The organism is Cupriavidus sp. 291-E7, assembly GCF_057798835.1.
Window position 1 is genome coordinate 223,682 of the sequence record NZ_JBYOJV010000003.1, and the last position, 26,629, is coordinate 250,310.

A 26,629-nucleotide genomic window follows, 5' to 3' on the forward strand; every position below is an offset into this window, starting at 1 on the left:
TGCACAAAACGCATATTGCGCTGCGTCAAGGATGCCCTATCTTTGCACCACTGTCGTTCAGATTCTGACCAGGAGGTGCTGACATGAACAACACGACCCTCGACGCAGGACTTCAGTCCTTCCGCATTCAGTCCGATGACCAGGCGGTCACGGCCATCAACCATCAGGACATCGTCGCTGCCTTCACGGCGCGGCCGACGGCATCGCCGGTAGCGGTGCTGCACATGCTCTATCCGCGCACGGACGCCCGCACGCATCGCAGTCTCGATCACCTGGTGGGCGCGCTGCGCAATCACGGGTTGCATGAAGTGGCGACGCTCGTGGAGCGCGAGGCGCACTATCTGGTCTTCAAGGATGCCGCGCAGGCATGGCGGGCGCTTCATGAAATCCGCCATGACTCGCTGGCCATTGGCGTGCATCTCTACTACCGTGGCCAGACCGGCGACGGCGCCGAGAAGGCGCTCGATGCGGACGCGCATCGGCTGCACTGAACGGCAGCCCGCCCGTATCGCCGGATATGGCCGTGCCGTTGCACGGTCACCAGGAACCCGCATCCACCGATGCGGGTTTTTTATTGCCGGCGCCAACGGCGTCATGGCGTTCGGATAGTTGGGATACAGTAAGGGCCGTTCAATCGTCCATAGAAGGGAAGGGCATTTCCATGTCTGATTTCGTAGTCGACCGTGTGCTGTTGACCAATGACGATGGCATCGAGGCGCCGGGCCTGGCGGTGCTGGAACAGGTGGCGGCCACCCTGGCGCGTGAAGTGTGGATCGTGGCACCGAATCACGACCAGAGCGGGACATCGCATTCGATCAGCTTGCATGCGCCGCTGCGCGTGGCCGAGCACGGGCCGCGCCGGTTCGGCATCAGCGGCACCCCGGGCGACTGCGTGGTCATGGCCGCGCGCCACATCATGCGCGATGCGCCGCCGGATCTTGTGCTGTCCGGCATCAACCGTGGTGGCAACCTGGGGCTTGAAACCGTGTTTTCGGGCACGGTCGGGGCGGCAATGACCGGCATGCTGCTGGGTATCCGCTCGATTGCGTTGAGCCAGGTATTTTCCGACCGCGATGCCGTGAAATGGCAGACGTCGCGCGCGCTGGCGCCCGGTGTGATTCACCAACTGCTGGCCGCGGGCTGGATCGACGGGGCCTGCCTTAACGTGAACTTCCCGGATGTCGAACCGGAGCATGCCGGACCGCTGACGGTATCGCGCCAGGGCCTTGGCCTCGTCAAGGCCATCGACGTACGCGCCCAGATCGACCCGCGCGGCATTCCGTATCACTGGCTCCAGTTCTCACGCGGACCCCGCCCCGATATCGAGGACGCCGAAGCGATGGTGGTGGCACGCGGGGGCGTTTCGGTGACGCCGCTGCGTTTTGAACGTACCGATGACGATGCGGCCACGCAGCTCGGCGCGGCATTGAGCCAGGCGTAGCGCCATCGCGCGCTCCGCATCAACGTCGCATCAACGTCGCACTCAACGCCGCATTTAACTCCGCAGCAGCAGCGCAACCGGGAGCGTGGCGAACACGTCCTTGGCGCGCAGCCATCCCGCGTGCGTGGTGATGGCGTGGCCGGTCAGGGCGTCGGTCCAGTTGCCGTCGCCTGCGCGCAGCCCCGTGTCGTGCCAGCAATGTGGCGGGATGCGTGGCTGCGCGGGGTCAACATCATGCGCGGCTAGCCTGGTGACGGCGATCACGGCTTCGGCATTGCCATATCGGCGTGAGAACGCCAGCACCGATCCGGCCAGGTCGCCGCTGGCGGAGACCGGCTGGTACCTGCCTTGCGCGAACAGCGCGGCATGTTCGCGCCTGAGCGTCAGCACGGCACGAATCAGCTGCTGCTTGACGCGGCCATCGCGCCAGTGCGCAAGCCAGTGCGGCCACCCTCCGCGACATTCGAGCTGTGATTGCAGACGAGTGAAATCGGGCGCGCGGCGGTTATCGGGATCGACGAGGCTGAAATCCCACGTCTCATTGCCCTGGTAGCGATCCGGCACACCGGGCGCGGTCAGCTGCAACAGCGTCTGCGCCAGGCCGTTCAGCGCGGCGGCGGTGCCGATGCGGGCCGCGAATGCGCCGATGCTTTCCAGCACGCTATCCGCGCCGCCGATCGACATGGCGGGAATGAATGCCTCGCAGGCATCTTCGTAGGCCGTATCGGGGTGGGTCCAACTGCCGTGGCGCTTGGCTTCTCGAACGGCCTTGCGTTGCCATTCCAGAACCCGCTCCACAAAGGCGCGCTGGGCGTCCTCGGATGCCAGGGCGCGCGGATCGGCGGGCCAGGCACCGATCAGGGTCTGGTACAGCATCAGCCGGTCCGCCCCGTCGGGGCCTTTCGGCGAGGCGGTGAGCAGCGGCGCCAGGCGTGCTTCCCACCCGGCCACTGCCTCCGCCCATTCTTCCGCAAGTTCACTCAGCACCGCCAGCCGCATGCGTGCGTCTTCGCCGCGCTTGTGGTCGTGCGTGGCCACCGCCAGCATGGCGTGCGGCCAGGTGTCGTGGCGTGCCAGCATCCGCTCGTGAAAGCGTTCGGCGGCGATGGCCAGCGTGCCTGGGTCGCCGCCAACCTCATTGCGCGACAGCAGCCGTCCATAGCGATAGAACGCCGTGTCCTCCGTCGATTTCGCCGCCAGCGCCGGCATCAGTTGCTGAAGCTTTGTGCGTAACTGTCCTGCGTCGCTGTCGATGGCGGCTTCGGCCTGCAGGCTGGACAGGATGAAATCGAGCGCGGCCGATTCTTCGGGGGCAAGGTGATGGCGTGCCGCATTGGCTGCGGCCGCGACCATCTCGTCGTCGAACGCGCGGTTCGCGGGCGTGTCGCTCGCAGCGGCGTAGTAGCTGCGGTAGACCGGGATCGCGGTCATGAAGGACGTCAGCGCGTGATGGAGTGCGTGCCGGGACAGGTCGCGCGTGGCCGGATGGCGGCGCGCCTGGTCGAGCAGACGCGCGCAGAGCGCATCGACTTCGGTGATCAGGTGACGGGCCAGGATGCGGTGCCGGCCGGCGCGTACATGGTCGGCGAACGGGCGGTCATCACCACTGATCCGCATCCACAGCATATTGAGACGGGCTTCGCCATGCGGATCGTGGAGCACGGCACTGACCTCGTCCATGAAGTCATAGCCCGTCGAGCCATCGACGCGCCAGCCACGAGGCATCGGCTCCTGCTCGCCGAGAATTTTTTCGACGACCAGCCACGGATGCATGCGCGCGAGTTCGGCGGGGCGTCCGGGCCGCAGCGCATCGAGCCGTTCGCGGATGCGGCGGCAATAGCCGGCGGGATCGGCCAATCCGTCCACATGATCGATGCGCAGGCCGTCGATCCAGCCTTCGCGGTAAAGCCGGAACGGCAGGGCGTGGACGGCCTCGAACACGTCTTCGCATTCTTCGCGCACGCCCACCAGGTCGGTGATCTCGAAAAAGCGCCGCCAGTTCAGCGTGGCAGCGCCCGTGCGCCACCACGCCAGCCGGTAGTGCTGGGTCTCCAGCAGCGCGTGCAGTGCCTGCGCGCCATCGGGCAACGCGCCTGCATCGGCCGGTTCGGCCAGCGGCAGGTCGTGCTTGCCGTAATGCAGCGTCAGCCGGCCATCGTCACCGCGCCGCGCCTGGAGCGCCCCGGCTTCGAGCGTCTGCCAGTATGGATCGCCGAGAATCGGCAGCAGCACCTTGCCACGCAGGTCGGGGTCCGCGCATTGCCAGTCGATGTCGAAGTAGTGGGCGTGCGCACTCTGCTCGCCGCGCGCCAGCACATCGCGCCACCAGGCATTGTGTGTGGCGTCGGCGGCCATGTGATTCGGCACGATGTCCAGCACGATGCCGAGGCCCGCCTCGCGCGCGCGACCCGCCAGGTCGAGAAATCCTGCCTCGCCGCCAAGCTCCGCGTTGATCCGCGTGAAATCGGTCACGTCATAGCCATGCGTGGAACCGGGGCGTGCGGTGGTGATCGGTGACAGGTACAGGTGGCTGACACCCAGCCCCGCGTAGTAGGGCAGAAGCGCGACGACATCGGCAAACGTGAAGCCGGCATGCAGTTGGAGCCGCGCGGTGGCGCGCGGCACGCCGGAGTGATCCAGGTCGACGGGATCGGTCATGGCAGGATCACGCCGGTTTAAGACACGCTACGCAGCAATGTGGAGGCAGTGTGCCGGCATTGAGCGAGGCGATGGCGCCAGACTGGCTGGCGTGCAGCATGCGGCCGCCTTCGCAACTTGCCTCAATCGGTTCCGTGCCGAGGTTTAGCCAGATCGACAGCAGGCTTCCATCGCCCATGCGCCAGCGGGCCACCAGCGCCTGCCCGGCCAGGGTCGTGACACCGGCGGACTGGCAATGATGCAGCCGAGGGACGATTTCATGCCGCCGGATCGACAGCAGCTCACCGTAGTAGTGGTTCCATGCGCGGCAATCGCCGTCGGTATCGTCGCAGACCGGGCGCGATGCGTCGAACGTCTCCGGCGCATTCGGGTCCGCAATGCGCGCGGCGTGCGCATCGTCGCGGAAGGCCGACGATGCCGCGAACTCGCGCCGCCTGCCGTCACGTACGGCCTGCGCCAGCGCTTGCGGATGGTCGGTGAAGTAGAGGAAAGGTGTGCGGGCGCCATGCTCCTCGCCCATGAACACCAGCGGGATCTGCGGGCAGAGCAGTTGCAGTGCCACGGCGGCGCGCAGCGCGTCGGGGTCCGCCAGTGTCGTCAGGCGGTCTCCGAACGCGCGATTGCCGGTCTGGTCGTGGTTCTGCAGGAACATCACGAACGCCGTGGGCGGCAGCGCGGCACTCGGCTGTCCGCGCCGCACCTCGCGGTCCTGCAGCGGCCCGTTCTCGTCGCCGCTGCGGTGCGGGGATACTTCTCCCTGCCACGCGAAACCCTCGGCCAGCACGCGCCCCAAGTGATGCAGCGCCGGTGTGCCGACGGCATTCACGGGCGCGGCGTCCGGCAGCCCGGCCTGGTATTCGCGGTAATACCCATCATGCTCGCCGGTCAGCAGCACATGCAGCGCATGGTGGGCATCGTCGTTCCATTGCGCGTCATAGCCGCTCTGGATCAGCGCCACGTCGTTGTGATCGTTCTCGAGTATCAGGTGGATATGGCGGCCGGGCAGGCATCCCCGCAATTCGCCGGCAAGCCGTGGCAGCCACCCTTCGTCGTCGATGGCATGCACGGCGTCCAGCCGCAGTCCGTCAAAGCGGAACGATTCCAGCCAGTAGCGGGCGTTCTCGCCAAAGAAACGCCGCACTTCCGGGCGCCGGAAATCGATGGCGGGACCCCACGGCGTCTGGCGGTCGCTACGGAAGAAGGCGCTGGCATAGCGGTGCAGGTAGTTGCCCTCGGGCCCGAAGTGGTTGTAGACCACGTCGAGCAACACCATCATGCCCAGGCCGTGCGCGGTATCGATCAGCGCGCGCAGCTCGTAGGGCGACCCGTAGCTGTGTTCGGGCGCGAAGGGCAGCACGCCGTCATAGCCCCAGTTGCGGCTTCCGGGAAACTCGGCCAGCGGCATCAGCTCGATGGCCGTGAAGCCGAGCGCGGACAGCCGGTGCAGCTCGGACGTCACGCCCGCATAGCCGCCGAACAGGCCCACGTGCAGTTCGTAGATCACGGCTTCATGCCAGGGGCGGCCATGCCATTCCATGTGCCGCCAGGGGTACGCGGCATCCCGCTCGGGCAGGCATAGCACGCTGGCGGCGTGCACATCGTCCGCCTGCAGGCGCGAAGCGGGGTCGGGCACGATCGTGCCGTCGTCGAGCCGGAACCAGTAGCGCGCACCGTTGCAGCATGGCGCCACGGCTTCGAACCATCCGTGCTTGCCCGTCGCCATGATCAGGGGAGCCATACCCGCCATCTCCAGCCGGATGGCATGGCCTTGCGCCGCGGCGTCGGGCGCCCACAGGCGGAAGCGGACCCGGCCATCGCCCACCGGGACAGGGCCGAACCAGTACGCATCGGCGGCACCGTTGCCGCAGGGCAGCAGCCTGGCATCGGCGCCGAGCGTTTGCCAGTTCTGTGTGGAGGGCACGCCATCGCTTGGCGGCACGGTCGGCGTAGCAGTCATCATGGAGAGCCACCTTCACGCACAGCAATCACCCAGGGGAAAAGCAGCCGCATGCCCGTCAGGCGGGCGTCGCGGCGGCACCGGTGTCGCCAGGCGACAGCACAGGTGTCTCCGGCAGCACCACCGTCCGCCGTCCGCTGCGCGCGGGCTGTATCGTCGCCGCTGCTTCGGGCGGCCTTGGCGCGATGACCGGCATATCGGCCAGCGTGGGCGCCAACGTGCCGTACATGGCCAGATACTGGCGCGCGGGAGCTTGCCAGCTGAAGTCGGTCTGCATGCCGGTACGCTGCACGCTGCGCCAGTGGTGCGGGCGGCCATACCATCCTAGTGCACGCGACACGGCGGCGCACATGGCTTCGGGTGAGTCGCCGTCGAACACGATGCCATTGGCGCGGGCAGCCGGTATGGGGCCGTGGCCGATGTCGCGCACGGTGTCGGCCAGACCACCCACGCGCGAGACTATCGGAACCGTGCCGTAGCGCATGGCATAGACCGGGGTCAGGCCAAATGGCTCGAAGCGGCTGCCATGCAGCAGGATGTCGGCGCCCGCGTGCAGCAGATGACCGTCTTCTTCCCGATAACCGATCGATACCCCGATACGGCCAGGATGCTGCCGCGCCAGCGCGCAATAGGCGGCTTCCAGCTTGGGATCGCCACAGCCCAGCACTACCACCTGCGCGTCGGCATGCGCGCCCAGCGCCAGGGCAATCGCGTCGAGCGCCACATCGGCCATCTTCTGATGCGTGAGGCGGCTGCCCGTGGCGATCAGCGGCCGTTCCGGGTCCGCCGGCAAGCCGTGACGCGCCTGCAACGCGGCCTTGCAGGCGCGTTTGCCGGCCAGGTTGCGCGCGTCATAGCGTTGCGGCAGCAGGCGGTCGGTATCGGGCGACCACGCATCCGTGTCCACCCCGTTGGGGATGGCACCGAGCACGGCCGCGCGATGCGCGAGCAGGCCCTCCAGCCCATGACCGAAGCGCGATGTCAGGATTTCCCGCGCGTAGGTGTGGCTGACCGTGGTGACGCGGCTGGCATAGCGGATGCCGGCCTTGAGGAAATTAATCTTGCCCCAGAACTCGATACCGTCCGGTGTCAGGCAATGGGCGGGCAGCCCCAGCGGGGCAGCGGCGTTCATCGGAAAGATGCCCTGGAACGCGAGATTGTGGATGGTGCAGACCGACGGAGTGCGCAGGCCGCGCGCGTGCATCAGAAGCGGCGTCAGGGCCGCATGCCAGTCGTGCGCATGGACCAGGCTGGGCGCCGATAGCGGTGTTTCACCGGCGGCGATGGCTGTGGCCGCGTGCGCCAGTGCGGCAAAGCGTTGCGCGTTGTCGCAGAAATCCCGACCCGTGGCGTCAACGTAGAGCGATCCCGGGCGGTCGTAGAGCGAGGGGCAATCGAGGAATGCCACTGGCGCACCACTGTCCGGCATCAGGCCCAGCAGCAGACGCGCCGGGCTGTGTCCGGGCGGCAGTGCCATCGGCAGGCGGATGGCGCCCAGGCTGTGAACGTCGCGCGCCGCGGCCACGGCACGCGGGTAGCCGGGCATCAGGATCGTGACGTGAGTGCCGCGCTGCCGCAGCGCCTGTGCAAGACCACCCACCACATCGGCCAGCCCGCCGGTCTTGGCCAGGGGCTGGGCTTCTGCCGCCACAAACAATATGTTCGCGTTCAAGGGGGACTCCCGGTTTGCTGATTGTTTGCTGAGTCTTACGGGTGCTTGCAGGACCGCGCCATCGAACGACGACGCAAGGCTACGGCTACGCGAACTCTGTGCCAGCGGGTGGGACGGCCGGCGGACGGCATGGTGGCGGGCGCCATCGCCGCGACCCCGGCGGATCGTGGCAACGGTGGTGTATAAGCTGCCCGCGCCGTTGTAGAAACTGCCGTGGCGCGGAGCTGTAGTCGCCTTCCTATGCCTGGATTACAGCTCCCTCTCCCATGCTTCGGTTACAGCTCCCCTCTCCCGCACGCGGGAGAGGGGAGCACAAAACCGGCTACGAAGACAAGACGCGCGCCTGCTGGCTACTGGCAGCGCTCGCTAAATCCGCCCAGCGCGTCGGCGGTGCGGCGCGGCCCCTGGACCTGGCCGCTCGACCGGCGGAGCAGGCACACGGGCACGGGATCGACATGCCATACGCGCTCGCAATATTCCCGAATGGCCCGGTCCGACGAAAACCGGCCCGAACGCGCCGACGACAGCACCGACATGCGCTGCCACCGCGCGGGATCGGCGTACGCGGCGGACACGTCGCGCTGGCATTGCAGGTACGACGCGAAATCGGCCATCAGCATGTAGGGGTCGTGCTGCAGCAGTCCGTCGAATAGCGGGCGGAACACAGCCGCGTCGCCTTTGGAAAAGAAGCCGTGCTGGATCAGGTCCACCACGGCGCGCAGCTCCGCGCTGGACTCGTAGTAGGTGGAGGGGTGGTAGCCGGCGGCGCGCAGCGCATAGACTTCCGACGCATTGAGGCCGAATGGAAAGAAGTTGTCCGCGCCGATCGCATCGCGCAGTTCGATGTTCGCGCCGTCCATCGTGCCGATCGTGATCGCGCCGTTCATGGCGAACTTCATGTTGCCGGTGCCCGATGCTTCTTTCCCTGCCAGCGAGATCTGCTCGGACAGGTCCGCCGCCGGGTAGATTTTCTGGCCATAGGTCACGTTGAAATTCGGCAGGAATACCACCTTGAGCCGGTCGCGCACCTGCGGGTCGCGGTTGATCACCTCGGCCACGGACGTAATGAAGCGGATCATCAGCTTGGCATAGTGGTAGCCCGGCGCGGCCTTGCCCGCGAACAGGAAGGTGCGTGGCGGTATCTCGGCAAGCGGATTCGACTTGATCCGGTGATAGAGCGCGATGATGTGCAGCACGGCCAGATGCTGGCGCTTGTATTCATGAATGCGCTTGACCATCACGTCGAACATCGACGCGGGATCGACGACCACGCCGGTGGTTTCCCGGATCAGGTGTGCCAGGTCGCGCTTGTTCTCGTGGCGCACCGCCCGCCACTCGTCGAGGAATCCGGCATCGTCGGCAAACGGTTCCAGCGCCCGTAGCTGGTCAAGATCCTTGATCCAGCCGTCGCCGATGGCATTGCCGATGAGCCGCGTCAGGCGCGGATTGGAAAGCGCCAGCCAGCGGCGCGGTGTCACGCCGTTGGTGATGCTGGTGAATTTCTCGGGCCACACGGCGTAGAAGTCCTGCAGCACATCCTCGCGCATCAGGCGCGAATGCAGCTCGGCCACGCCGTTGATCGCGTGGCTGCCCACGCAGGCCAGCCCGGCCATGCGCACGAAGCGCCCGCCTTGCTCGTTGATCAATGACAGACGCGCCAGACGCGATTCGTCACCGTAGAAGCCGATGCGTACCTCGTCCAGGAACCGGGCATTGATCTCATAGATGATTTCGAGATGGCGCGGCAGGATGCGCTGAAACAGGTCCAGCGGCCACTGTTCCAGTGCCTCGGGCAGCAGCGTGTGGTTGGTGTAGGCAAAGGCATTGCGCGTGATGTGCCAGGCGTCGTCCCAGGCCAGTTCGTGATCGTCCACCAGCAGCCGCATCAGTTCCGCGATGCCCACGGCCGGATGCGTGTCATTGAGTTGCACCGCGAATTTCTCGTGAAAGCGCGTGACGGGAATGCCATGCGAGGCCAGCAGACGCAGCATGTCCTGCAGCGAGCAGGCGACGAAGAAATACTGCTGTTCCAGCCGCAGCTCCTTGCCTTGCTGCGTTTCGTCGTTGGGGTAGAGCACCTTGGTCAGGTTCTCCGAAGTGATCTTCTTGCTGACCGCGCCAAGGTAGTCGCCCCGGTTGAAGGTATGGAAGTCGAAAGCCTCGGTGGCTTCGGCACGCCACAGGCGCAGCGTGTTCACGGTGTTGACGCGATAGCCGAGGATCGGCGAGTCGAACGGCACGCCAACCACGGTCTTGTCGGGTACCCAGCGCACACGGTAGCGGCCACGGTCGTCGGTGTAGTGCTCGGTGTGGCCACCGAGCCGCACCTGCACGGCCCATTCGGAGCGCTGGATTTCCCAGGGATTGCCGTGGCGCAGCCAGGTATCGGTGGTTTCCACCTGTTGCCCGTCGATGATGTTCTGATGGAAGATGCCGTATTCGTAGCGGATGCCATAGCCCAGCGCGGGAATCTCCAGCGTGGCCAGCGAATCCATGAAGCAGGCAGCCAGCCGGCCCAGGCCGCCGTTGCCAAGGCCCGGTTCTTCCTCATGAGACAGGATGTCGTCCAGATCGAGGTCCAGCGCGGTCATCGCCGCGCGAACTTCATCGACGATGCCAAGGTTGACGAGGTTGTTGCCCAGGTGCGGCCCCATCAGGAATTCCGCTGACAGGTAGGCTACCGTGCGCGACGGCTGGGTCTGGTAGGTTTCGGCCGTGCTGATCCAGCGTTGCACCAGCCGGTCGCGTACCGTGTGCGCCAGCGCCTGGTAGAGGTCGTTGCCGCTGGCGTGGCCGGGCAGCTTGCCCTGGGTGTAGAAGACATGGTCCAGGAATGCGCGCCGGATGGTGGTGCTCGACATCGAGGTGCGCGTGTCGTCGGCGTGCTCGGCCGAGGCTGGCATGGCTGACGGTGTGCCGCGGGCCGCGACGGCAGGTGCTGGCCGCAAACGGGATGCATCGGTCATCACTTGACTCCTGAGCAGATCGTTAAAGAGACAACTGCGGAGATAGACTGCGTTTCAAGCCCTCGGCTTCAGGCTAGAAAGTTTGCGCCGGCCCTGCCGGGAAGTACGCATTGCCAGCGCTGGTATGAAAACTGCAGCACGCAAGTGCTTCCCATCCCTGCATTCCACTGCGAGACGCGTCATGGCGACCCATATCCCACATGACCCTGTGCGCCGGCCCGACCGCCGGCCCGACCAGAGTCCCGATCACAACAAGGAAAAGGGCGACCAGCCCGCGCGCAACCTGCCCGACAAACATCCGCCTCCGCCTTCGGTAAGCGGCTCGGGGCGAGAACACGCCTGACATTTCAGCTGCCCGGTTGTAGTTTTTGCACGCAAGGTGTCGCCGGCATGACCGGCAATACAAATGCCTGGCGCACCTGACTATGATGTAGAAACGCTGCCTGGAAGGGGGCATGCCACGCGCATGGGCCCCGCTTTCCTGCAATGCAGCACCAGCACGACACGAGGGAGCGTTCTCATGGACCCGCACACTGCCGGCGATCCGGCGCTCGTGTGGCCGCTGCTCGATGCGGTCGACGACACCGCGATCTACGCATTGTCGCCAGATGGCCGTGTCAGCATCTGGACAGCCGCCGCGAGCCGAGTGCTTGGCTACACCGCCGACGAGGTGGCCGGTGCGCCTATGTCGAAATTCCATACGCCAGAATCGGTCGCCGCCGGTGATCCCGAGCGCCTGCTCGACGCCGCGCAGGTTCACGGTCGCGCGGAGGAAAAGGGTTGGCGTGTGCGGCGCGACGGCAGCGCGCTCTATGCCAGCACCGTCGTGGTCGCCACGACCGGTGCCGATGGCGCGCCCGGCGGATTCGCGGTCGTTTACCGCGACCTCACGATCCAGTACGCGGCGGAGGAGCAGTCCAAGGTTGCCGAGGCCCGCTGGCTGAGCCTGGCCGATACGCTCGATGACTGCGCCATCTGCGAACTGGGTGCGGAAGGCGAGATTCGCAGCTGGAACACCGGCGCGCAGGCCATGTTCGGATACACGGCGCAGGAGGCCGTTGGCCAGCCGCTGTCGCTGCTGTATTCGCAACACGACACCCGGCAGGCGGCGCAGTCCTCCGGCGCGCCGTGCGAAGCGGCGGGGGACGTGCCCGGCGCGCTCACCAGCGTGCGTGCCAGCGGGGAATGGTCCGGCGAGCAACGGCTGCAGCGGCAAGACGGTACGCTGGTGCGTTGCCACGTGCGGCAGGTACTGCTGCGCGAGGCCGGCGCTGGCGTGTCCGGCGTGCTGTGGACAGCGCGCGACATCACCGATGCGGCGCGGCTGGCCGATCTGGAGAGCGCCGGCCGGCGCGTGCAGTCGTTCCTGGCCATCCTGGCGCACGAGCTGCGCAATCCGCTGGCGCCGATCCGCAACGCCGTCGACGTGATCCGGCTCACGCCGGTCACCGACCATCGCATCCGGCACTGCGCCGAGATCATCGGCCGGCAACTGCAATTGCTGACGCGGCTCGTGACCGATCTGATGGACGTGGGCCGCGTCACATCGGGCAAGCTCAAGGTGCAGCCCGTGCCCATCCTGTACAACGACGTGATGAACACGGCCATCGAAGCGATGCGGCCCGCGCTCGAAAGCGCGAGTCAGAAGCTGGACGTGACGCTGCCGGCCGACCCGGTGTTCGTCAACGGTGATGCAGCGCGGCTGGAGCAGGTACTGTCCAACCTGCTCAGCAACGCCACCAAATACACGGCACGCGGCGGTACGGTGACCGTGCGGGTGCGTGCCGAGGCGGGTAACGCGATCACCACGGTCAGCGATACCGGACGCGGCATCGCGCCCGAGGCGCTGGACCGCATCTTTAATCTGTTCGCGCAGGAAGGCGACGAAACGGGCCGCAGCGGCCTCGGTATCGGGCTGGCGCTGGCGCGCGCCGTGATCGAGGCGCATGGCGGCGCCATCCAGGCCAGCAGCGCAGGCGAAGGCCACGGCAGCACCTTTACGATCCTGCTGCCCGAAGTGCAGATGGATGGCGCCAGCGTGCCGCGCCCGCGTACGGCGCAATGCACGGGACAGCGCATCCTGATCGTCGACGACAGCGCCGATTCGGCGGACAGCATGGCCGAGCTGCTGACCGTGCTGGGCCATCAGGCGCAGCCGGTCTACACCGGCATCAAGGCACTCGACGCGGTACGCGCGTTTGCGCCGGACGTGGTGCTGCTCGATCTGGAGATGCCCGATATGAGCGGCTACGAAGTCTTGCAGGCCCTGCGCCAGTCGGTTGCGGGCGTGCGCGTCTTTGCACTGACCGGACGCAGTGCGCCGGACGACCGGCGCCGCACCGAGGCCGCCGGCTTCGACGCGCACCTGGTGAAGCCATTGACCGTGGAGGCGCTGTGCAAGGCGCTGGAGGATCGCCCGGCTCCGTGACGATTCACGCATCGCCGCCACCATCGCCATCGCCATCGCCATCGCCATCGCCATCGCCATCGCGCACGGCGGCAACGCGCCGCGCCACCTCGGGGCGCGCGAACAGTTCGCGCACGTCCGCGTCGAGCCTGCGCTGCCAGTTCGGGTGGCCCGATACCGTGCCCGGCAGGTTGGGCTGTTCGGCCAATGCAAGCAGGTCTTCCACGGGCACCAGCCGCAATGGCGTGGATGCGCGGTGCAGCCAGCGCAGGACGGCTTCCACCGGTGCACGGTCGGGCGGCGGTTCCGCGCCGTGCACCGCGCCCGCGTCACGCATGGCCTGCCACAGCGCCTGACGCTCCGCCGCGCGGACGGTCATCAGCGCAGCTTCGGTCTCGCCGATGGCCAGTTGATGCAGCCTTGCGCGCCACGCAATGTCATTGCCCGCCCACCAGCCCGCGATCGTCGGCAGGTCGTGCGTAGTGGTGGTGGCCACGGCAAGCGGGGGCCACTGTTCGGGCGGCAGGAACGGCGCGGCGAGCGGTTCCGCGGCCGTGGGAGCCTCGCTGGCGGTTGCCGTGGCGTCCGGACCGCTGTCGTCTTCCGCTTCGCGCACGAACCACAGCACGTCGATACCAAGCACGCCACGCGCTTCCAGCGCGGCATTCAGCGTTTCCGGCACCGTGCCGAGGTTTTCGCCAATGATGACCGCGCGGTGCCGCCACGACTCGATGGCCACCAGTCGCAGCAGGTCCTCCAGCGGATAGCCAAGGTAGGCGCCCGCGCTGGCTGGCGCGCCGGCGGGTACCAGCCACATGCGCGCCAGCCCCAGGACGTGGTCGACACGCAGGCCGCCGGCATGCGCAAGGTTGGCGCGCAGCATTTCGATGAACGCGGCGTAGCCATTGCGGCGCAGGCCGCGTGGCGAAAACACGGCGACGCCCCAGTCCTGTCCCAGCGGGTTGTACAGGTCGGGCGGCGCACCCGCATGAAAGCCATTCAGGATTTCGGTCTGACGTGTCCAGGCGTGGCTGCCACCCGGATCGGTGCCGACGGCAAGGTCCGCAATCACGCCGATGGCCATGCCCGCCGCGCGTGCGCGTTGCTGGGCCTGATCCAACCCATCGGCGGCCAGCCATTGCAGGAATTCATGGCAGGCGATGGCGTCGGCATTGGTCGTCGGCATGGCCGCTGCTGCCGCGCCACCGGGGCTTTGCAGCGTGGCCGGCCAGCGGCGCCAGTCGGCGGCATCGCGCGCCGCGCGCTCATCGGTAGCCGCCGCCAGCCGTTCGGCCTGGATGGCCTCGAAGGTGGCGTGCGCCAGCAACGCTTTACCGCCGCGCGCGCGGAACGCGGCGAAGGCCTGCTTTTGCTCGGGCGCCAGCAAGGTCTCGTGCCGCTGCCACAGCCATTGCAGCAACGCGAGCCGTAGCCTGGCAATCGCCGGCCAGTCGATTTCGGCCCGCCGCTCCGCGTCGGCCAGCGCCGGGCCGATGCCCAGCGTGGCAACGGCGTGCTCGACGGCCGCGTCCCCGAAGACACGTGCCGGGTCCGCATACAGCGCGTTGAAGAAGATGCGGCTCGACGGCGAGTACGGGCTGTAGCGCTCTGGCTGCGCCGCGAATCCCGCGTGCAGCGGATTGATCGCGATGGCATCGGCACCGGCAAGCGCCGCCGCTTCCGCGCCCAGCGCGAGCGTGGTCAGGTCACCGATGCCGGTATTCGCGCCACGGCGCAGACCGTAAAGCTGCACCGACAAGCCCCACGGCTTGCGCGCCACTGCCGGGCGTGGCGATGCCGCCAATGCGTCGGCGATGCCAAAGCAGCGCGGCGGTGCCACGGCCACGGTGGTTTCCACGTCGCCAAGCAGCAGATGGTGATATCCCCATTGCGCGATCGGGTCGATCTCCATCGCGCCTGCGCTGGTCCGCCGGGCGATGCCTTCGACGAGGGTGCCGTCCTCCTGCTCCAGGCGATAGGGGCGCTGGGGCAGCGTATGCGCCCAGGGCACGACTACCGGCTGGCCCTGATCGGCCGTGATCAGCGGCGGCAGCGGGTGCGCCGCATCGTCGGCGGCGAGCCGTGCGCGCGATGCCTCGCATTCGCCCGGTGTACCGCACGGGAGTTCCAGCGCGGTCAATACGGTATGCAAGGCTTCCGGCGATAGCTGTTGCGGGACGTTCCACGCGTCGCGCCATTGGACCTGAAGTCCGGCACGTTCGGCCAGGCGGCAGAGCAGGTCGTAGTCGCTCATCGTGACGGCTCCTCATCCTTTGGCACGGCGGCCGACAGCAGGGCCAGGCCGCGCGCCGGCACGCGATAGGCCGGGTAGCCTTCGGCATCGAGCAGGACCGGCTCATCCTCCAGATCGGGCGCGGTGCTGTCGAACAGCAGGTGCCAGTCCTCGCCCGGCGACGGCATGCGGAAGATCACGTCGTCCGGGCTGGCGTTGAGGCACAGCACGATGACTTCGACCTCATCGTCCGGGCTATGCGTCGCGCGGCGCAGTGCGAGCGTGCGGTCTTCGGGGTTGGCCCATTGCTCGCTCGTCAGCTCGTTGCCATCGGGGCCGAACCACGCGATATCGGGCAATCCGGGTGCCGGTTGCGAACGGCCGTGGACAAAGCGGTTCTCGGTCAGTACCGGCAATTTGCGCCGCAGCGCCAGCAGGCGGCTGACCACGCGCCGCATCGGCGCATTGGATGGATGCGCGGCGTCGTCCCAGTCCAGCCACGACAGCGCGTTGTCCTGGCAGTAGGCGTTGTTGTTGCCTTGCTGGCTGCGGCCCCATTCGTCACCGGCCGTCAGCATCGGCGTGCCCTGCGACAACAGCATCGTGGCCATCATGGCGCGCGCCACGCGGCCGCGCGTCTCCAGGATGATCTCGTCGTCGGTGGGGCCTTCCATCGTGCCGTCGGGACTCCAGTTGGCGCTGGCGTTGTCGTCGTTGCCGTCGCGGTTTTCCTCGTGATTGGCCTCGTTGTGCTTGTGCGCGTAGCTGACGAGGTCGGCCAGTGTGAAGCCATCGTGCGCGGTGATGAAGTTGACGCTCGCCCACGGCTTGCGATGGCGGCGGTCGAACAGGTCGGCCGATCCGGTCAGTCGCGCGGCCAGCTCGCCGCGCTGGCCCGCATCGCCACGCCAGAAACGCCGCACGTTGTCGCGGAACTTGTCGTTCCATTCGGCAAATCCGGGTGGGTGGTTGCCCACCTGATAGCCGCCCGGGCCAAGATCCCACGGTTCGGAGATCAGTTTGACGCGGGACAGCGCCGGGTCTTGCAGGATGGCATCGAAGAAGCCCGAGCCTGGATCGAATCCGTTGCTCTCGCGGCCGAGCGTGCTGCCCAGGTCGAAGCGGAATCCATCCACGTGAAAGACCTCCACCCAGTAGCGCAGCGAATCCATCACCATCTGCAGCACGCGCGGGTGCGACAGGTTCAGCGTGTTGCCGCAGCCGGTGTCGTTGATGTAGTGGCGCTCGTCGCCCGGTACCAGACGGTAGTAGCTGGCGTTGTCCAGCCCGCGCCATGACATCGTCGGCCCCAGTTCGTTGCCTTCGCAGGTGTGGTTGTAGACCACGTCGAGCAATACCTCGATGCCGGCCGCGTGCAGACGGCGGATCGCGATCTTGACTTCGTGATGCTGCCGGCCGGACAGGTACAGCGGCTCGGGCGCGAAGAAGGCGAGCGTGTTGTAGCCCCAGTAGTTGCGCAGGCCGCGTTCGACCAGAAAGCGATCCTGCAGAAATGCGTGAATCGGCAGCAGCTCGATCGAGGTGACGCCCAACTGGTGCAGGTGTTCGATGAAGCGCGGATCGGCCAGCGCGGCGAAGGTGCCGCGATACTGCGGCAGCAGGTCTTCGCGCAGCATCGATGCCCCGCGCACGTGGACTTCGTAGATCGAAGTCGTGGGCCAGGGTTCGGCCGGCGGCCGGTCATCGCCCCAGTTGAAGCTCTCGTCGGTGACGACGGCCTTGGGCATCGTGGGCGCGCTATCGCGCCGATCGGGCGTCAGGTCGGCCCGGGGGCTGTTCAGGCGATAGCCGAACAGTGCATCGGACCAGCGCACCGGTCCGCTTAGCGCGCGAGCGTATGGGTCCAGCAGTAGCTTGTGCGGGTTGAAGCGGTGCCCGCGTGCGGGTTCGTATGGGCCGAACGCGCGCAGCCCATATTGCAGGCCAGGCTGCGCCTGCGGCAGGTAGCCATGCCAGATCTCGTCCGTGCATTCGGGCAGCGGCAGGCGCTGGACTTCCTTGCGTCCGTTTGCGGAGAACAGGCACAGTTCGATGCGGCTGGCATTCGCGGAAAACACCGCGAAGTTGACACCGAGTCCGTCCCAGTGCGCGCCAAGCGGATAGGGCTTGCCCGGTAGCAGGCGATCAACGGTGATGCTCGCCATGCGTGATGCTCCTCTTAGTCCTTTTTGCGGGTGGGGTTCACGTGCGCTCAGCCATTCGCATCGGGCAGGTACCGCAGGATCAGCGTGGCAAGTGGCGGAAGCAGCAGCGACAAAGACGCCGGATGGCCGTGCGATGGCTCCGGCCCGGCCTGCACCCGCCCGCTGTTGCCAAGGTTGCTGCCGCCGTAGATGCCGGCATCGGTGTTGAGGCATTCCTCCCACGTGCCCGCGAACGGCACGCCCAACCGGTAGCCGTGGCGCGGCACCGGGGTCATGTTGACGACGGCCAGCACCACTTTCTCGCTGCCGGGCGCCGCTCGTCGCAGGTAGGCGAATACGCTGTTCTGGTGATCGTCGCCGACGATCCACTGGAAGCCTTCCGGACGATGGTCCATCGCATGCAGCGCGGGCAGGTCGCGGTACAGGCGATTCAGATCGCGCACCAGCGAATGGACGCCGCGATGCGCGGCTTGATCCAGCAGCGCCCAGTCGAGTTCGTCGTCGTGGTTCCATTCGCGCCACTGCGCGAATTCGCTACCCATGAACAACAGCTTCTTGCCGGGATGCGTCCACATGAAGCCGTAGTACGCGCGCAGATTGGCAAAGCGTTGCCAGTCATCGCCAGGCGCCTTGCCGATCATCGAACCCTTGCCGTGCACCACCTCGTCGTGGGAAAGCGGCAGCACGAACGCTTCGGACCACGCATAGACCATGCCGAACGTCATGTCCCCGTGGTGCCAGGGGCGGTGAATGGATTCATGTGACAGGTAGCGCAGCGTGTCATGCATCCAGCCCATGTTCCATTTGAAGTCGAAGCCAAGCCCGCCGGACGCCACGCTGGCCGTGACGCCGGGCCAGGCGGTGGATTCCTCGGCAATGGTGAGCGCGCCGGGGCAGCGCTCATGCACCACCGTGTTCACTTCGCGCAGGAACGCCACCGATTCGAGGTTCTCGCGGCCGCCAAAGCGGTTCGGTACCCACTGGCCCGCTTCGCGGCTGTAGTCGCGGTACAGCATCGATGCCACCGCATCCACGCGCAGCGCGTCGGCGTGGTAGTGCTCAAGCCAATGCACCGCGTTGGCCAGCAGGAAGCCGCGCACTTCGTTGCGGCCCAGGTTGTAGATCAGCGTATTCCAGTCCTGGTGATAGCCTTCGCGCGGGTCCTGGTGCTCGTACAGCGCGGTGCCATCGAACATCGCCAGGCCATGCGGATCGGTAGGAAAGTGCGCGGGCACCCAGTCGAGAATCACGCCGATGCCGGCCTGGTGGCAGCGGTCGATGAATGCCGCAAAGCGCTCGGGTGACCCCAGCCGCGCGGTGGGCGCGAACAGCGACAACGGCTGATAGCCCCACGAACCCCCGAACGGATGCTCGGTGACAGGTAGCAACTCGATGTGGGTGAAGCCAAGGTCGCGCACATATGGCACGAGCCGTTCCGCCAGGATGTCCCAGCCCCGGCCGCTGTCGTTGGCCGCGCGCTGCCACGACATCACGTGCAGTTCGTAGACCGACATCGGCGCGCTATAGGGATCGGTTTGCGCGCGCTGCTCCATCCATGCGGCATCGTTCCAGTGGAACGGCGGGGCCGCATGTCCCGCGCAGGCCACCACCGACGCGGTTGCCGGGGGCAGCTCCGTGGCCTGGGCCACGGGATCGGCCTTGTCGGGCAGGGCCTCGCCATGCGGGCCGGTCATGTCGTATTTGTAGCGGCTGCCGGGCGATACGCCCATGCCCTGCGGGACGAACAGCTCCCAGATACCAGCGCCGTGACGCAGGCGCATCGGATGCCGCGCCGGGTTCCAGCCATTGAAATCACCAATCACCGATACGCGCCTGGCATTCGGTGCCCACACGGCAAAGCGCACGCCGGGTTCGCCGTCGATGGTCAGGCACTGCGCGCCGAGGCACTTGCCGAGTTCCAGATGGCGTCCTTCGTTGAACAGATGCAGGTCCAGCTCGCCGAGCAGCAGCCCGAACGCATAGGGGTCGGCGCTGGTCTGCTCGCTGCCGTCCGGCCAGCGGATGCGCAGCCGATAGTCCTGCGCCGATGGCTGGCCGCCAGCGAAGTTCGGCAGGCGGCCGGCAAATATGCCTTCCACGTGCAGCGGTGCCATGTCCGAAAGAAATTCACCGTCGCGGCCAGTCAACTGCATGGCCGCCGCACCGGGAACGATGGCCCGCACCACGACGCCGTGGTCGTCGCGGTGCGGCCCGAGCACGCCGAACGGATCGGCCAGCCGCGCTTCGCGCAGGGCATCGATGACGGGGCCGGGCAGCGTCGGCGCGGGTGGATCGAGCGTGGCGGCATCATTCCTTGCCATCGTCGTCTCCAAGTAGCTTGCGCACGAGCCTTGCCAGACCGCTGGTTGGCAGATCGATCCAGGCCACGCGATTGGCGGCCTCGTAGCCCACCTCATAGGCCGCGCGCTCCAGCAGGAACAGGTCGAGCAGCGGTTGCAGCTGCTCCGATGCCGCCCATGCCCGCGGCGCGGCGGCCATCGTCTGCTGGTAGCAGTTCAGGAATGCGTCGCCGGCCGTGGTGCGGAAGCGGTCGAGCAATGCGGCGCGGCGCTCGGCCTGGGCGGGCGGCAGCGTGGCATGCGTGCGTTCCTGGCGGTCGGTGCCCACCGTGGCGGCGGCATAGTCGATCGATCGCAGCAGGCCAGCCACATCGCGCAGCGGCGACGTCTTGCGCCGGCGGAATGCCAGCGGCTGGCGCGGCTCGCCTTCAAAGTCCACCAGATAGGTATCGTTCTGCGCGATCAGTACCTGGCCGAGATGGAAATCGCCGTGAATGCGCGTTTGCAGGCTGCCGGGCGCGGCAGTGGCCAGGCGCGATACCAGATGCGGCAGCTTGCCGCGCGCCGCCAGCAGGGCGTCGATGTCGCGCGCGAAATCGCCCGTGGCATGGGCGCGGCGGGCGTCGAGCAGCCCGAGTGCTTCGTCCAGCGATTTCAGTGCTTCCTCGGCCCACTCGGACGCCTGCGATTCGGCTGCGGCCACCGGGGCGAATGCATCGTCATCGGTCGGTTGCGCCAGCACCGCGTGCAGCTCTGCCAGACGCTTGCCGAGTGTGCCGACCATCGTGGCGTAGCCGTTGAGTGCTTCGGCAAACTCGTCATGACCGTCGGTCAGGGGCAGCGCATCGTCGATCGAACGGCCAAGGTAGTCCAGCGTCCAGTCCCAGCCATCGCCCTGGTTGAGGATATAGCCTTGCAGCAGCATCAGCGTATGGGGCGTGCCGTCGGCACCGGTGCGGACCACCTCGCCCAGCAGCGCGGCCGAATGCCGGTAACCATTGCCAGTGAGGTAGCGCGTCATCTCGGCTTCGGGATGCACGCCGCCGGCCACCTTGCGCACGAGCTTGAGCACGCCCGTATTGCCGTAGGCCAGCGAGCTGTTCGACTGTTCGGCCGACATCCATTGCACCGGCTCACTTTCGATCGGCGCTTCGGCAAGCCCCGGTTCCGGCAGGAAGCGGATCGTGCCGTGCGATACCTTTTCGGTGATTCGTTCGCGCAGCGCCTGAACGATCGCGCGCGCGTAGGCCTCCACCACAAAGCCATCGGTTGCCACGCCCACGCGCGGGCCACGCCGCACACGTGCCATCGACAGTCCATGCATGAGCTGCGGCATGCCCTCGGCAGTCTCCCGGTCCCATAACAGGGCCACCGGCAACTGGTAGCACTCCGTGCGGCCCGGTAGCGATACTTCGACCTCGCAGTGCCAGACTTCCTCGGTGTTGCCCACCTTGGCAACCGGCCATGCATAGGCCACGTTCACGCGCTCGATACGCTCGCCCTTGGAAGCAAACCAGCGGCGCCGTGCCAGATAGTTCGGCAGCACCTCGGTCGTCAACGCGCGCCGCGCGGATTCCGTCAGCTCGGAGCGCCCGCCAACGTTCTGCAGCACAAGGGTCACCTGGTCCACCATCTGCTCCGGGGCGTTCACGTGCCACGATGGCGGCTGCGCATCCTCGCTGAGCACGAACCAGTAGAAGCCATAGGGCGGCAGCGTCAGCAGATAGGTGAGTTGGCCGATGGCGGGGAAGGGCGTGGCGCCGAGCATTTCCACGGGCACGCGGCCATTGAACTGGGAAAGGTCCAGTTCCACGGCCTGCGGGGCGCGGGACAGGTTGGCCACGCAGAGGATGTGTTCGTTATCGTACTCGCGCAGGTAAGCCAGAATCTTGCGATTGCCCGGGAACAGAAAGCGCAGCGTGCCGCGTCCGAACGCACGGTGCTGGCGACGCAGCGCCAGCATGCGGCGCATCCAGTTCAACTGCGAATGCGGGTCGCGCGTCTGGGCTTCCACGTTGACGGCTTCATAGCCATAGAGCGGACCCTGCAGCGGCGGCAGCACCAGCCGCTCCGGGTCGGCGGACGAAAATCCGCCATTGCGGTCGGGGGACCACTGCATCGGCGTGCGCACACCGTCGCGGTCACCGAGGTGGATGTTGTCGCCCATGCCGATTTCGTCGCCGTAGTAGATCACGGGCGTGCCGGGCATCGAAAACAGCAGACTGTTCATCAGTTCGATGCGCCGGCGGTCGCGCTCCATTAGCGTAGCCAGCCGTCGGCGGATGCCGAGGTTGATGCGCGCGCGCCGGTCCGATGCATAGACTTCCCACAGGTAATCGCGCTCGCTGCTGGTCACCATTTCCAGTGTCAGCTCGTCGTGATTGCGCAGGAAGATGGCCCACTGGCAGTTGGGCGGCACCTCGGGCGTCTGCCGCATGATGTCGGTGATCGGAAAGCGGTCTTCGCGCGCGATGGCCATGTACATGCGCGGCATCAGCGGGAAGTGGAACGACATGTGGCACTCGTCGCCTTCGATCCCGCCGTCGGGGCTGGCGGCGCCCGTGGTGTCGGCGGAGCCACCGCCGCTGGCGCCGCCGAAATACTGCTGGGCGTCCTCCGGCCACATATTGGCCTCGGCCAGCAGCATGCGGCCTGGATAGCGTTCGTCGAGATGCCGCCGGATCTTGCGGATCACCTCATGGGTCTCGGGCAGGTTTTCGTTACTGGTGCCCTCGCGCTCCACCAGGTAGGGCACGGCGTCCAGACGCAGACCGTCGATGCCGATATCGAGCCAGAAGCGCATGACCGACAGCACTTCATTGAGCACCTGCGGGTTGTCGAAATTGAGGTCGGGCTGGTGTGAATAGAAGCGGTGCCAGAAGTAGGCCCCGGCTTCCGCATCCCAGCTCCAGTTCGATTTTTCGGTATCGCAGAAGATGATGCGGGTGCCCGCGTACTTCTGGTCGTTGTCGGACCAGACGTAGTAGTTGCGCGCGGCGGAGCCGGACCTCGCGCGGCGCGCGCGCTGGAACCACGGATGCTGGTCCGACGTGTGGTTGATTACCAGCTCCGTGATCACGCGCAGGCCGCGCGCATGCGCAGCGGTGACGAAGCGCTTGGCCTCGGCCAGTGTGCCGTAGTCGGGATGCACGTTGCGGTAGTCGGCGATGTCGTAGCCGTCGTCGCGGCGTGGCGACGGATAGAACGGCAGCAGCCAGATCGTGTCGACACCGAGGTTGACCAGATAGTCCAGCTTGGCCAGCAGGCCGGCAAAGTCGCCCACGCCATCGCCGTTGGCGTCGAAAAAAGACTTGATGTGCAGCTGGTAGATGACCGCGTCCTTGTACCAGAGCGGGTCGGCGTTGAGCAGGGCGGCGTTGGCGCGCTCGGAGAGTCGCTTCATGCCGTGTCTCCAGGTTGTTGTTGGGGCCTGACGTGCCAGAGCGAGAACGGCAGCTCATGCGGGTTCAGGCGGATGCGTTGGCGTTTGCCATGCCAGGTGAAGCGCGTGCCGAACATCTGGTCCTCGACGTCGAGCGCGGCATGGTCCGGCAGGCCCCATTCCCACAGCGGCAGCTCGATTTCCGATTCACGCGGCTTGCGCGGGTCAAGGCTGATGGCGGCCAGCAGCACGTCGTCGCCAAACGCGCCCGCGCCTTCGGCCCCGGTGGGGACAAAGCGCGCGAAATACAGCACGGCGTCGTCACTGGCGTGATAGAAGCGCAGGCCCAGGTGGCTCTGCAACGCCGGATGGTTGGCGCGGATCTGGTTCAGCCGGGAGATCTCGGCAACGATGTTGCCGGGGGCGTGCCAGTCGCGCACGCGCAGCTCGTATTTTTCGGAGTCGAGATATTCTTCGCGCTCGACGCCGTTCAGGATCAGCGGCGCGCTCTCGCAGACTTCAAAACCGCTGTACATACCCCACAGGCCGGACAGCAGGGCAGCGAGCGCGGCGCGGATCAGGAATGCGGGGCGCCCGCCGTCGTGCAGGAAGAACGGGTTGATGTCCGGTGTATTGACGAAGAAGTGCGGGCGGTAGAACTCGCGCAGCGGGCCTTGCGTCAGCTCGGTCATGTACTCGATCAGCTCGGCCTTGGTGTTGCGCCACGTGAAGTACGTGTAAGACTGCGAGAAGCCGAGCTTGGCCAGTCGCGCCATCATCTTGGGCCGCGTGAACGCCTCGGCCAGAAACAGCGTGTCCGGATGTTTGGCGCGCACGTCCGCGATCATCCATTCCCAGAACGGCAGCGGCTTGGTGTGCGGATTGTCCACGCGGAACAGGCGCACGCCCTGGTCGGCCCAGAACATCACCACGTCGCGCAGCGCGAGCCAGAGCTGCTGGCCGCCGGGCGGCGTCGCGTAGAAATCCACGTTGACGATGTCCTCGTACTTCTTCGGCGGATTCTCGGCATAGCGGAGCGTGCCGTCCGGCCGGTGCGAGAACCATTCGGGATGCTCGCGCAGCCACGGATGATCGGGCGAGCACTGAATGGCAAAGTCCAGCGCCAGCTCGATACCCATTGCCGCCGCAGCCTGCCGTAGCCGCTGGAAGTCTTCCAGCGTGCCAAGTTGCGGGTGGATGGCGTCATGGCCGCCCTCCGCGCCGCCAATCGCGTACGGGCTGCCCACGTCGTCCGGTTCGGCCTTGAGGCTGTTGTTCTTGCCCTTGCGATGAATCTGCCCGATCGGGTGGATCGGCGGAAAGTAGAGCACGTCGAAACCCATCGCGCGGATGGCCGGCAGGCGGCGTATCACGTCGTCGAACGTGCCGTGCCGGGTCACATCGCCGCTTTCCGAACGCGGAAACAGCTCGTACCAGCTTGCAAAGCGGCCGGCCAGGCGGTCTGCCTCCACGGGCATCGCAGTGGGAAAACGGCTGGCAAACGGGCGACCCGCGGGCGTATCCATTGCCATGCGCATGGCGGCCTCGGTGCGCGGCGAGAGCAGGATTTCGAGCCGCAGCGCGTCATCGCCAGCGGCGGCGGACAGATCGCCGAGAATCGCGCCGGCATCGGTGATAGCGCTGCCGTCGGGCGTGCCCAGGGTCTCCGCCACCAGCCGCGCGCCTTCCTCGATTTCGAGCGTGATGCCGACACCCGCCTTGCGCTTCTTGCCGATTTCATCGAGCCAGCTCGCAAAGGTGTCGCGCCACGCCTCGACGGTGAATTCGTGGCGGCCCAACGCCACCATTGGGAAGCTGCCGCGCCATCGGTCGTTGACGATGTGGACCATCGGCGAGGCATGCCAGTCCTGCTCTCCGGGCCCGCGCCACAGCACAACCGCCGCCAGCTTGTCGTGCCCATCCATCCAGATGTCCGCGCAGACTTCCACGCGCTCGCCCACCGTGCGGCGGACGGCAAAGCGGCCGTTGTCCGTGGACGGTGAGAGGTTTTCGATGGCCACGCGCGGCGCTTCCATTGCCGCAGCCAACGCGCGGTCAGCGGCTTTTGTCGTGGTGTCCCCGCGTCTGGACTTTGCTACGGGAGCGGCCGGCGCCGGTATCGCCTCGAATAGCCGGATGTCGGCCGGCGGCAAGGTGATGCTGCTGCATGGATTCAGCGCCAGTCCATCGTCGAGCGAGCCGCCGGGGCCGCCTTCGACGGGCGCAAGCGTCGAGGATGCTTGCGGCAGGCCGCTGAGCACGCGGTCCACGCCAAAGGACGCCGGTTGCACGGCGCAGGGGTTCAGCACCACGGTGAGCGCGGGTTGGCCGGCCGCGCCGTTGGCCAGATGACCGGGTACGCGCGCCAGCACCGTCAGCGGTGCGTCCGGGCCGCTGACCTGACGTACCGCGACCGCGGGCTCGTCTTCGCGCGCGGCCAGCCAGGCATTGGCTTGCATGACTTCGTGAGTCAGATCGTAGGGCGCGTCGACGATGTCGTCCGGGTGGCCATCGGCCTGGGCGGCCGGTGCCGTATCGAGCGAAAGGGGATGGACGGCGGCGCCGGTTTCATAACCGGCTGGCACCATCCAGCCATCGCCGATGGCGGCGGCTGTCCATAGCGCGCGGCGCGCGGCCAGTACGTCGACCCCATCGGGCGCCAGTGCCGGCGCGGCCAGCACGCGGCCAAAGCGCCGCAGGCGTGCGATTTCCTCGGTCAGCCAGGCGCTGCGGTAATCCCACCAGGGCAATGACGAGAACGCGCCATCGAACGGTGCCACGGCCAGATCGTCGATCTGCTGCGGCGTGGTTCCCGGCGTCCATGCCAGGAATAACGGGCCGCCGGAGTGACCGTTCCTGCGCAAGGTCTCGATCAGTTCGGCCCAGTGCCGCCCGGCCACGCGCGTCGGCGCACGGCAGCAGAAGCCGGCCGCGCCGGCATCCACCGCGTCGCCGAGTTGCGCGCTCCACCAGGCCAGCAACTGGCCCGCCGTGGCATCGTCGAACCAGCGCAGGCGCACGCCGGGCAGATGGTTATCGGTGGCGTCGGGGCTGCCGGCGGGCCGCGCATGATCGACCCAGCCGTCGTGCATGGCAGCGGCGTCCCTGGGAAAGCGATCGAGCGCCAGGTCCAGCAGTGGCGCCAGCCCGTGATGCCGGCAGGCTTCAAACGCCGCACGCAGCGCGTCGGGGCGGGGGTGAGGGGCCGACCAGCCCGCAAGGAGAACATGGTCGAATCCAAGCTTCGCGGCACGCAGCAGCGCGTCGTTGTCCAGCGCCCGCGATTCCGTCAGGTTGAGTTGGCAAATGCGCACGTCACACGTCCTCTGGCCGTGGGGCGCCCTTGGGCAGGCTGGGCGCGCGTCATGTCAATTCCGTCAGGACATGCAGACCGCATGCCAGCCGTCGGCGGAAGGTGCACGTGAGCGGGAAATTGCGGTGCAGCAAC

At 66.9% G+C, this 26,629-nt stretch carries 13 protein-coding genes; 4 read left to right on the plus strand and 9 right to left on the minus strand.

The features are described from left to right. Positions 1 to 83 precede the first annotated feature (83 nt). Both AC3FLX_RS07035 and surE read left to right on the plus strand, forming a co-directional pair. Positions 84 to 491: a hypothetical protein gene (locus AC3FLX_RS07035; protein ID WP_488695103.1), complete on the plus strand. Its 408-nt coding sequence runs from the start codon at positions 84 to 86 to the stop codon at positions 489 to 491. A gap of 170 nt (positions 492 to 661) precedes the next feature. After that, a complete protein-coding gene (surE, locus tag AC3FLX_RS07040) occupies positions 662 to 1,441 on the plus strand; it encodes a 5'/3'-nucleotidase SurE (RefSeq protein ID WP_488695104.1) in 780 nt (259 codons plus the stop codon). Positions 1,442 to 1,495: 54 nt separating this feature from the next. Here surE and treY read toward each other — a convergent pair whose 3' ends face one another. The 4 genes from treY to AC3FLX_RS07060 form a co-directional block, all read right to left on the minus strand. Then, complete coding sequence (treY, locus tag AC3FLX_RS07045; RefSeq protein WP_488695106.1) at positions 1,496 to 4,099, minus strand: malto-oligosyltrehalose synthase; 2,604 nt, start codon at positions 4,097 to 4,099, stop codon at positions 1,496 to 1,498. 7 nt (positions 4,100 to 4,106) lie between these two features. After that, the gene (gene treZ / locus AC3FLX_RS07050; RefSeq protein WP_488695108.1) at positions 4,107 to 6,059 is read right to left on the minus strand and encodes a malto-oligosyltrehalose trehalohydrolase; all 1,953 of its coding nucleotides are present in this window, start codon (positions 6,057 to 6,059) and stop codon (positions 4,107 to 4,109) included. A 55-nt stretch (positions 6,060 to 6,114) separates the two neighbouring features. Next, positions 6,115 to 7,728: a glycogen synthase GlgA gene (glgA, locus tag AC3FLX_RS07055; RefSeq protein ID WP_488695109.1), complete on the minus strand. Its 1,614-nt coding sequence runs from the start codon at positions 7,726 to 7,728 to the stop codon at positions 6,115 to 6,117. A gap of 350 nt (positions 7,729 to 8,078) precedes the next feature. Beyond that, entirely contained in the window at positions 8,079 to 10,631 is a 2,553-nt protein-coding gene (locus tag AC3FLX_RS07060) for a glycogen/starch/alpha-glucan phosphorylase (protein ID WP_488695600.1), read from the minus strand. A 244-nt stretch (positions 10,632 to 10,875) separates the two neighbouring features. On the opposite strand from AC3FLX_RS07060, the gene AC3FLX_RS07065 reads away from it, so the two are divergent. Next, complete coding sequence (locus AC3FLX_RS07065) at positions 10,876 to 11,037, plus strand: hypothetical protein (protein WP_488695111.1); 162 nt, start codon at positions 10,876 to 10,878, stop codon at positions 11,035 to 11,037. 177 nt (positions 11,038 to 11,214) lie between these two features. Then, positions 11,215 to 13,122, plus strand: a complete 1,908-nt coding sequence (locus tag AC3FLX_RS07070; protein WP_488695112.1) for a PAS domain-containing hybrid sensor histidine kinase/response regulator — start codon at positions 11,215 to 11,217, stop codon at positions 13,120 to 13,122. Positions 13,123 to 13,126: 4 nt separating this feature from the next. On the opposite strand, the gene malQ is transcribed toward AC3FLX_RS07070, so the two are convergent. From malQ to AC3FLX_RS07095, 5 genes are read right to left on the minus strand one after another with little or no spacing between them, the layout of a single operon-like run. Next, entirely contained in the window at positions 13,127 to 15,355 is a 2,229-nt protein-coding gene (gene malQ / locus AC3FLX_RS07075) for a 4-alpha-glucanotransferase (RefSeq protein WP_488695113.1), read from the minus strand. Further along, complete coding sequence (gene glgX, locus AC3FLX_RS07080) at positions 15,352 to 17,499, minus strand: glycogen debranching protein GlgX (RefSeq protein WP_488695114.1); 2,148 nt, start codon at positions 17,497 to 17,499, stop codon at positions 15,352 to 15,354. Before glgX ends, malQ begins: the two co-directional genes overlap by 4 nt. A 47-nt stretch (positions 17,500 to 17,546) precedes the next feature. After that, a complete protein-coding gene (gene glgB, locus AC3FLX_RS07085) occupies positions 17,547 to 19,820 on the minus strand; it encodes a 1,4-alpha-glucan branching protein GlgB (protein WP_488695116.1) in 2,274 nt (757 codons plus the stop codon). After that, positions 19,807 to 23,202: a maltose alpha-D-glucosyltransferase gene (gene treS / locus AC3FLX_RS07090; RefSeq protein WP_488695117.1), complete on the minus strand. Its 3,396-nt coding sequence runs from the start codon at positions 23,200 to 23,202 to the stop codon at positions 19,807 to 19,809. The genes glgB and treS overlap by 14 nt, the downstream gene beginning before the upstream one ends. Further along, on the minus strand, positions 23,199 to 26,495 hold the full coding sequence (locus tag AC3FLX_RS07095) for a maltotransferase domain-containing protein (RefSeq protein ID WP_488695119.1): 3,297 nt from the start codon (positions 26,493 to 26,495) through the stop codon (positions 23,199 to 23,201). The genes treS and AC3FLX_RS07095 overlap by 4 nt, the downstream gene beginning before the upstream one ends. Between the last annotated feature and the right edge of the window lie 134 nt (positions 26,496 to 26,629).

Excerpts from the sequence above, each read along its gene's own strand:
- AC3FLX_RS07065 (WP_488695111.1), top strand. The coding sequence starts at position 10,876 with ATGGCGACCCATATCCCACATGACCCTGTGCGCCGGCCCGACCGCCGG.
- treS (WP_488695117.1), bottom strand. The coding sequence starts at position 23,202 with ATGAAGCGACTCTCCGAGCGCGCCAACGCCGCCCTGCTCAACGCCGAC.
- AC3FLX_RS07060 (WP_488695600.1), bottom strand. The coding sequence starts at position 10,631 with ATGCCAGCCTCGGCCGAGCACGCCGACGACACGCGCACCTCGATGTCG.
- glgX (WP_488695114.1), bottom strand. The coding sequence starts at position 17,499 with ATGGCGAGCATCACCGTTGATCGCCTGCTACCGGGCAAGCCCTATCCG.
- surE (WP_488695104.1), top strand. The coding sequence starts at position 662 with ATGTCTGATTTCGTAGTCGACCGTGTGCTGTTGACCAATGACGATGGC.
- AC3FLX_RS07070 (WP_488695112.1), top strand. The coding sequence starts at position 11,215 with ATGGACCCGCACACTGCCGGCGATCCGGCGCTCGTGTGGCCGCTGCTC.
- treZ (WP_488695108.1), bottom strand. The coding sequence starts at position 6,059 with ATGATGACTGCTACGCCGACCGTGCCGCCAAGCGATGGCGTGCCCTCC.
- AC3FLX_RS07035 (WP_488695103.1), top strand. The coding sequence starts at position 84 with ATGAACAACACGACCCTCGACGCAGGACTTCAGTCCTTCCGCATTCAG.
- glgB (WP_488695116.1), bottom strand. The coding sequence starts at position 19,820 with ATGGCAAGGAATGATGCCGCCACGCTCGATCCACCCGCGCCGACGCTG.
- treY (WP_488695106.1), bottom strand. The coding sequence starts at position 4,099 with ATGACCGATCCCGTCGACCTGGATCACTCCGGCGTGCCGCGCGCCACC.
- malQ (WP_488695113.1), bottom strand. The coding sequence starts at position 15,355 with ATGAGCGACTACGACCTGCTCTGCCGCCTGGCCGAACGTGCCGGACTT.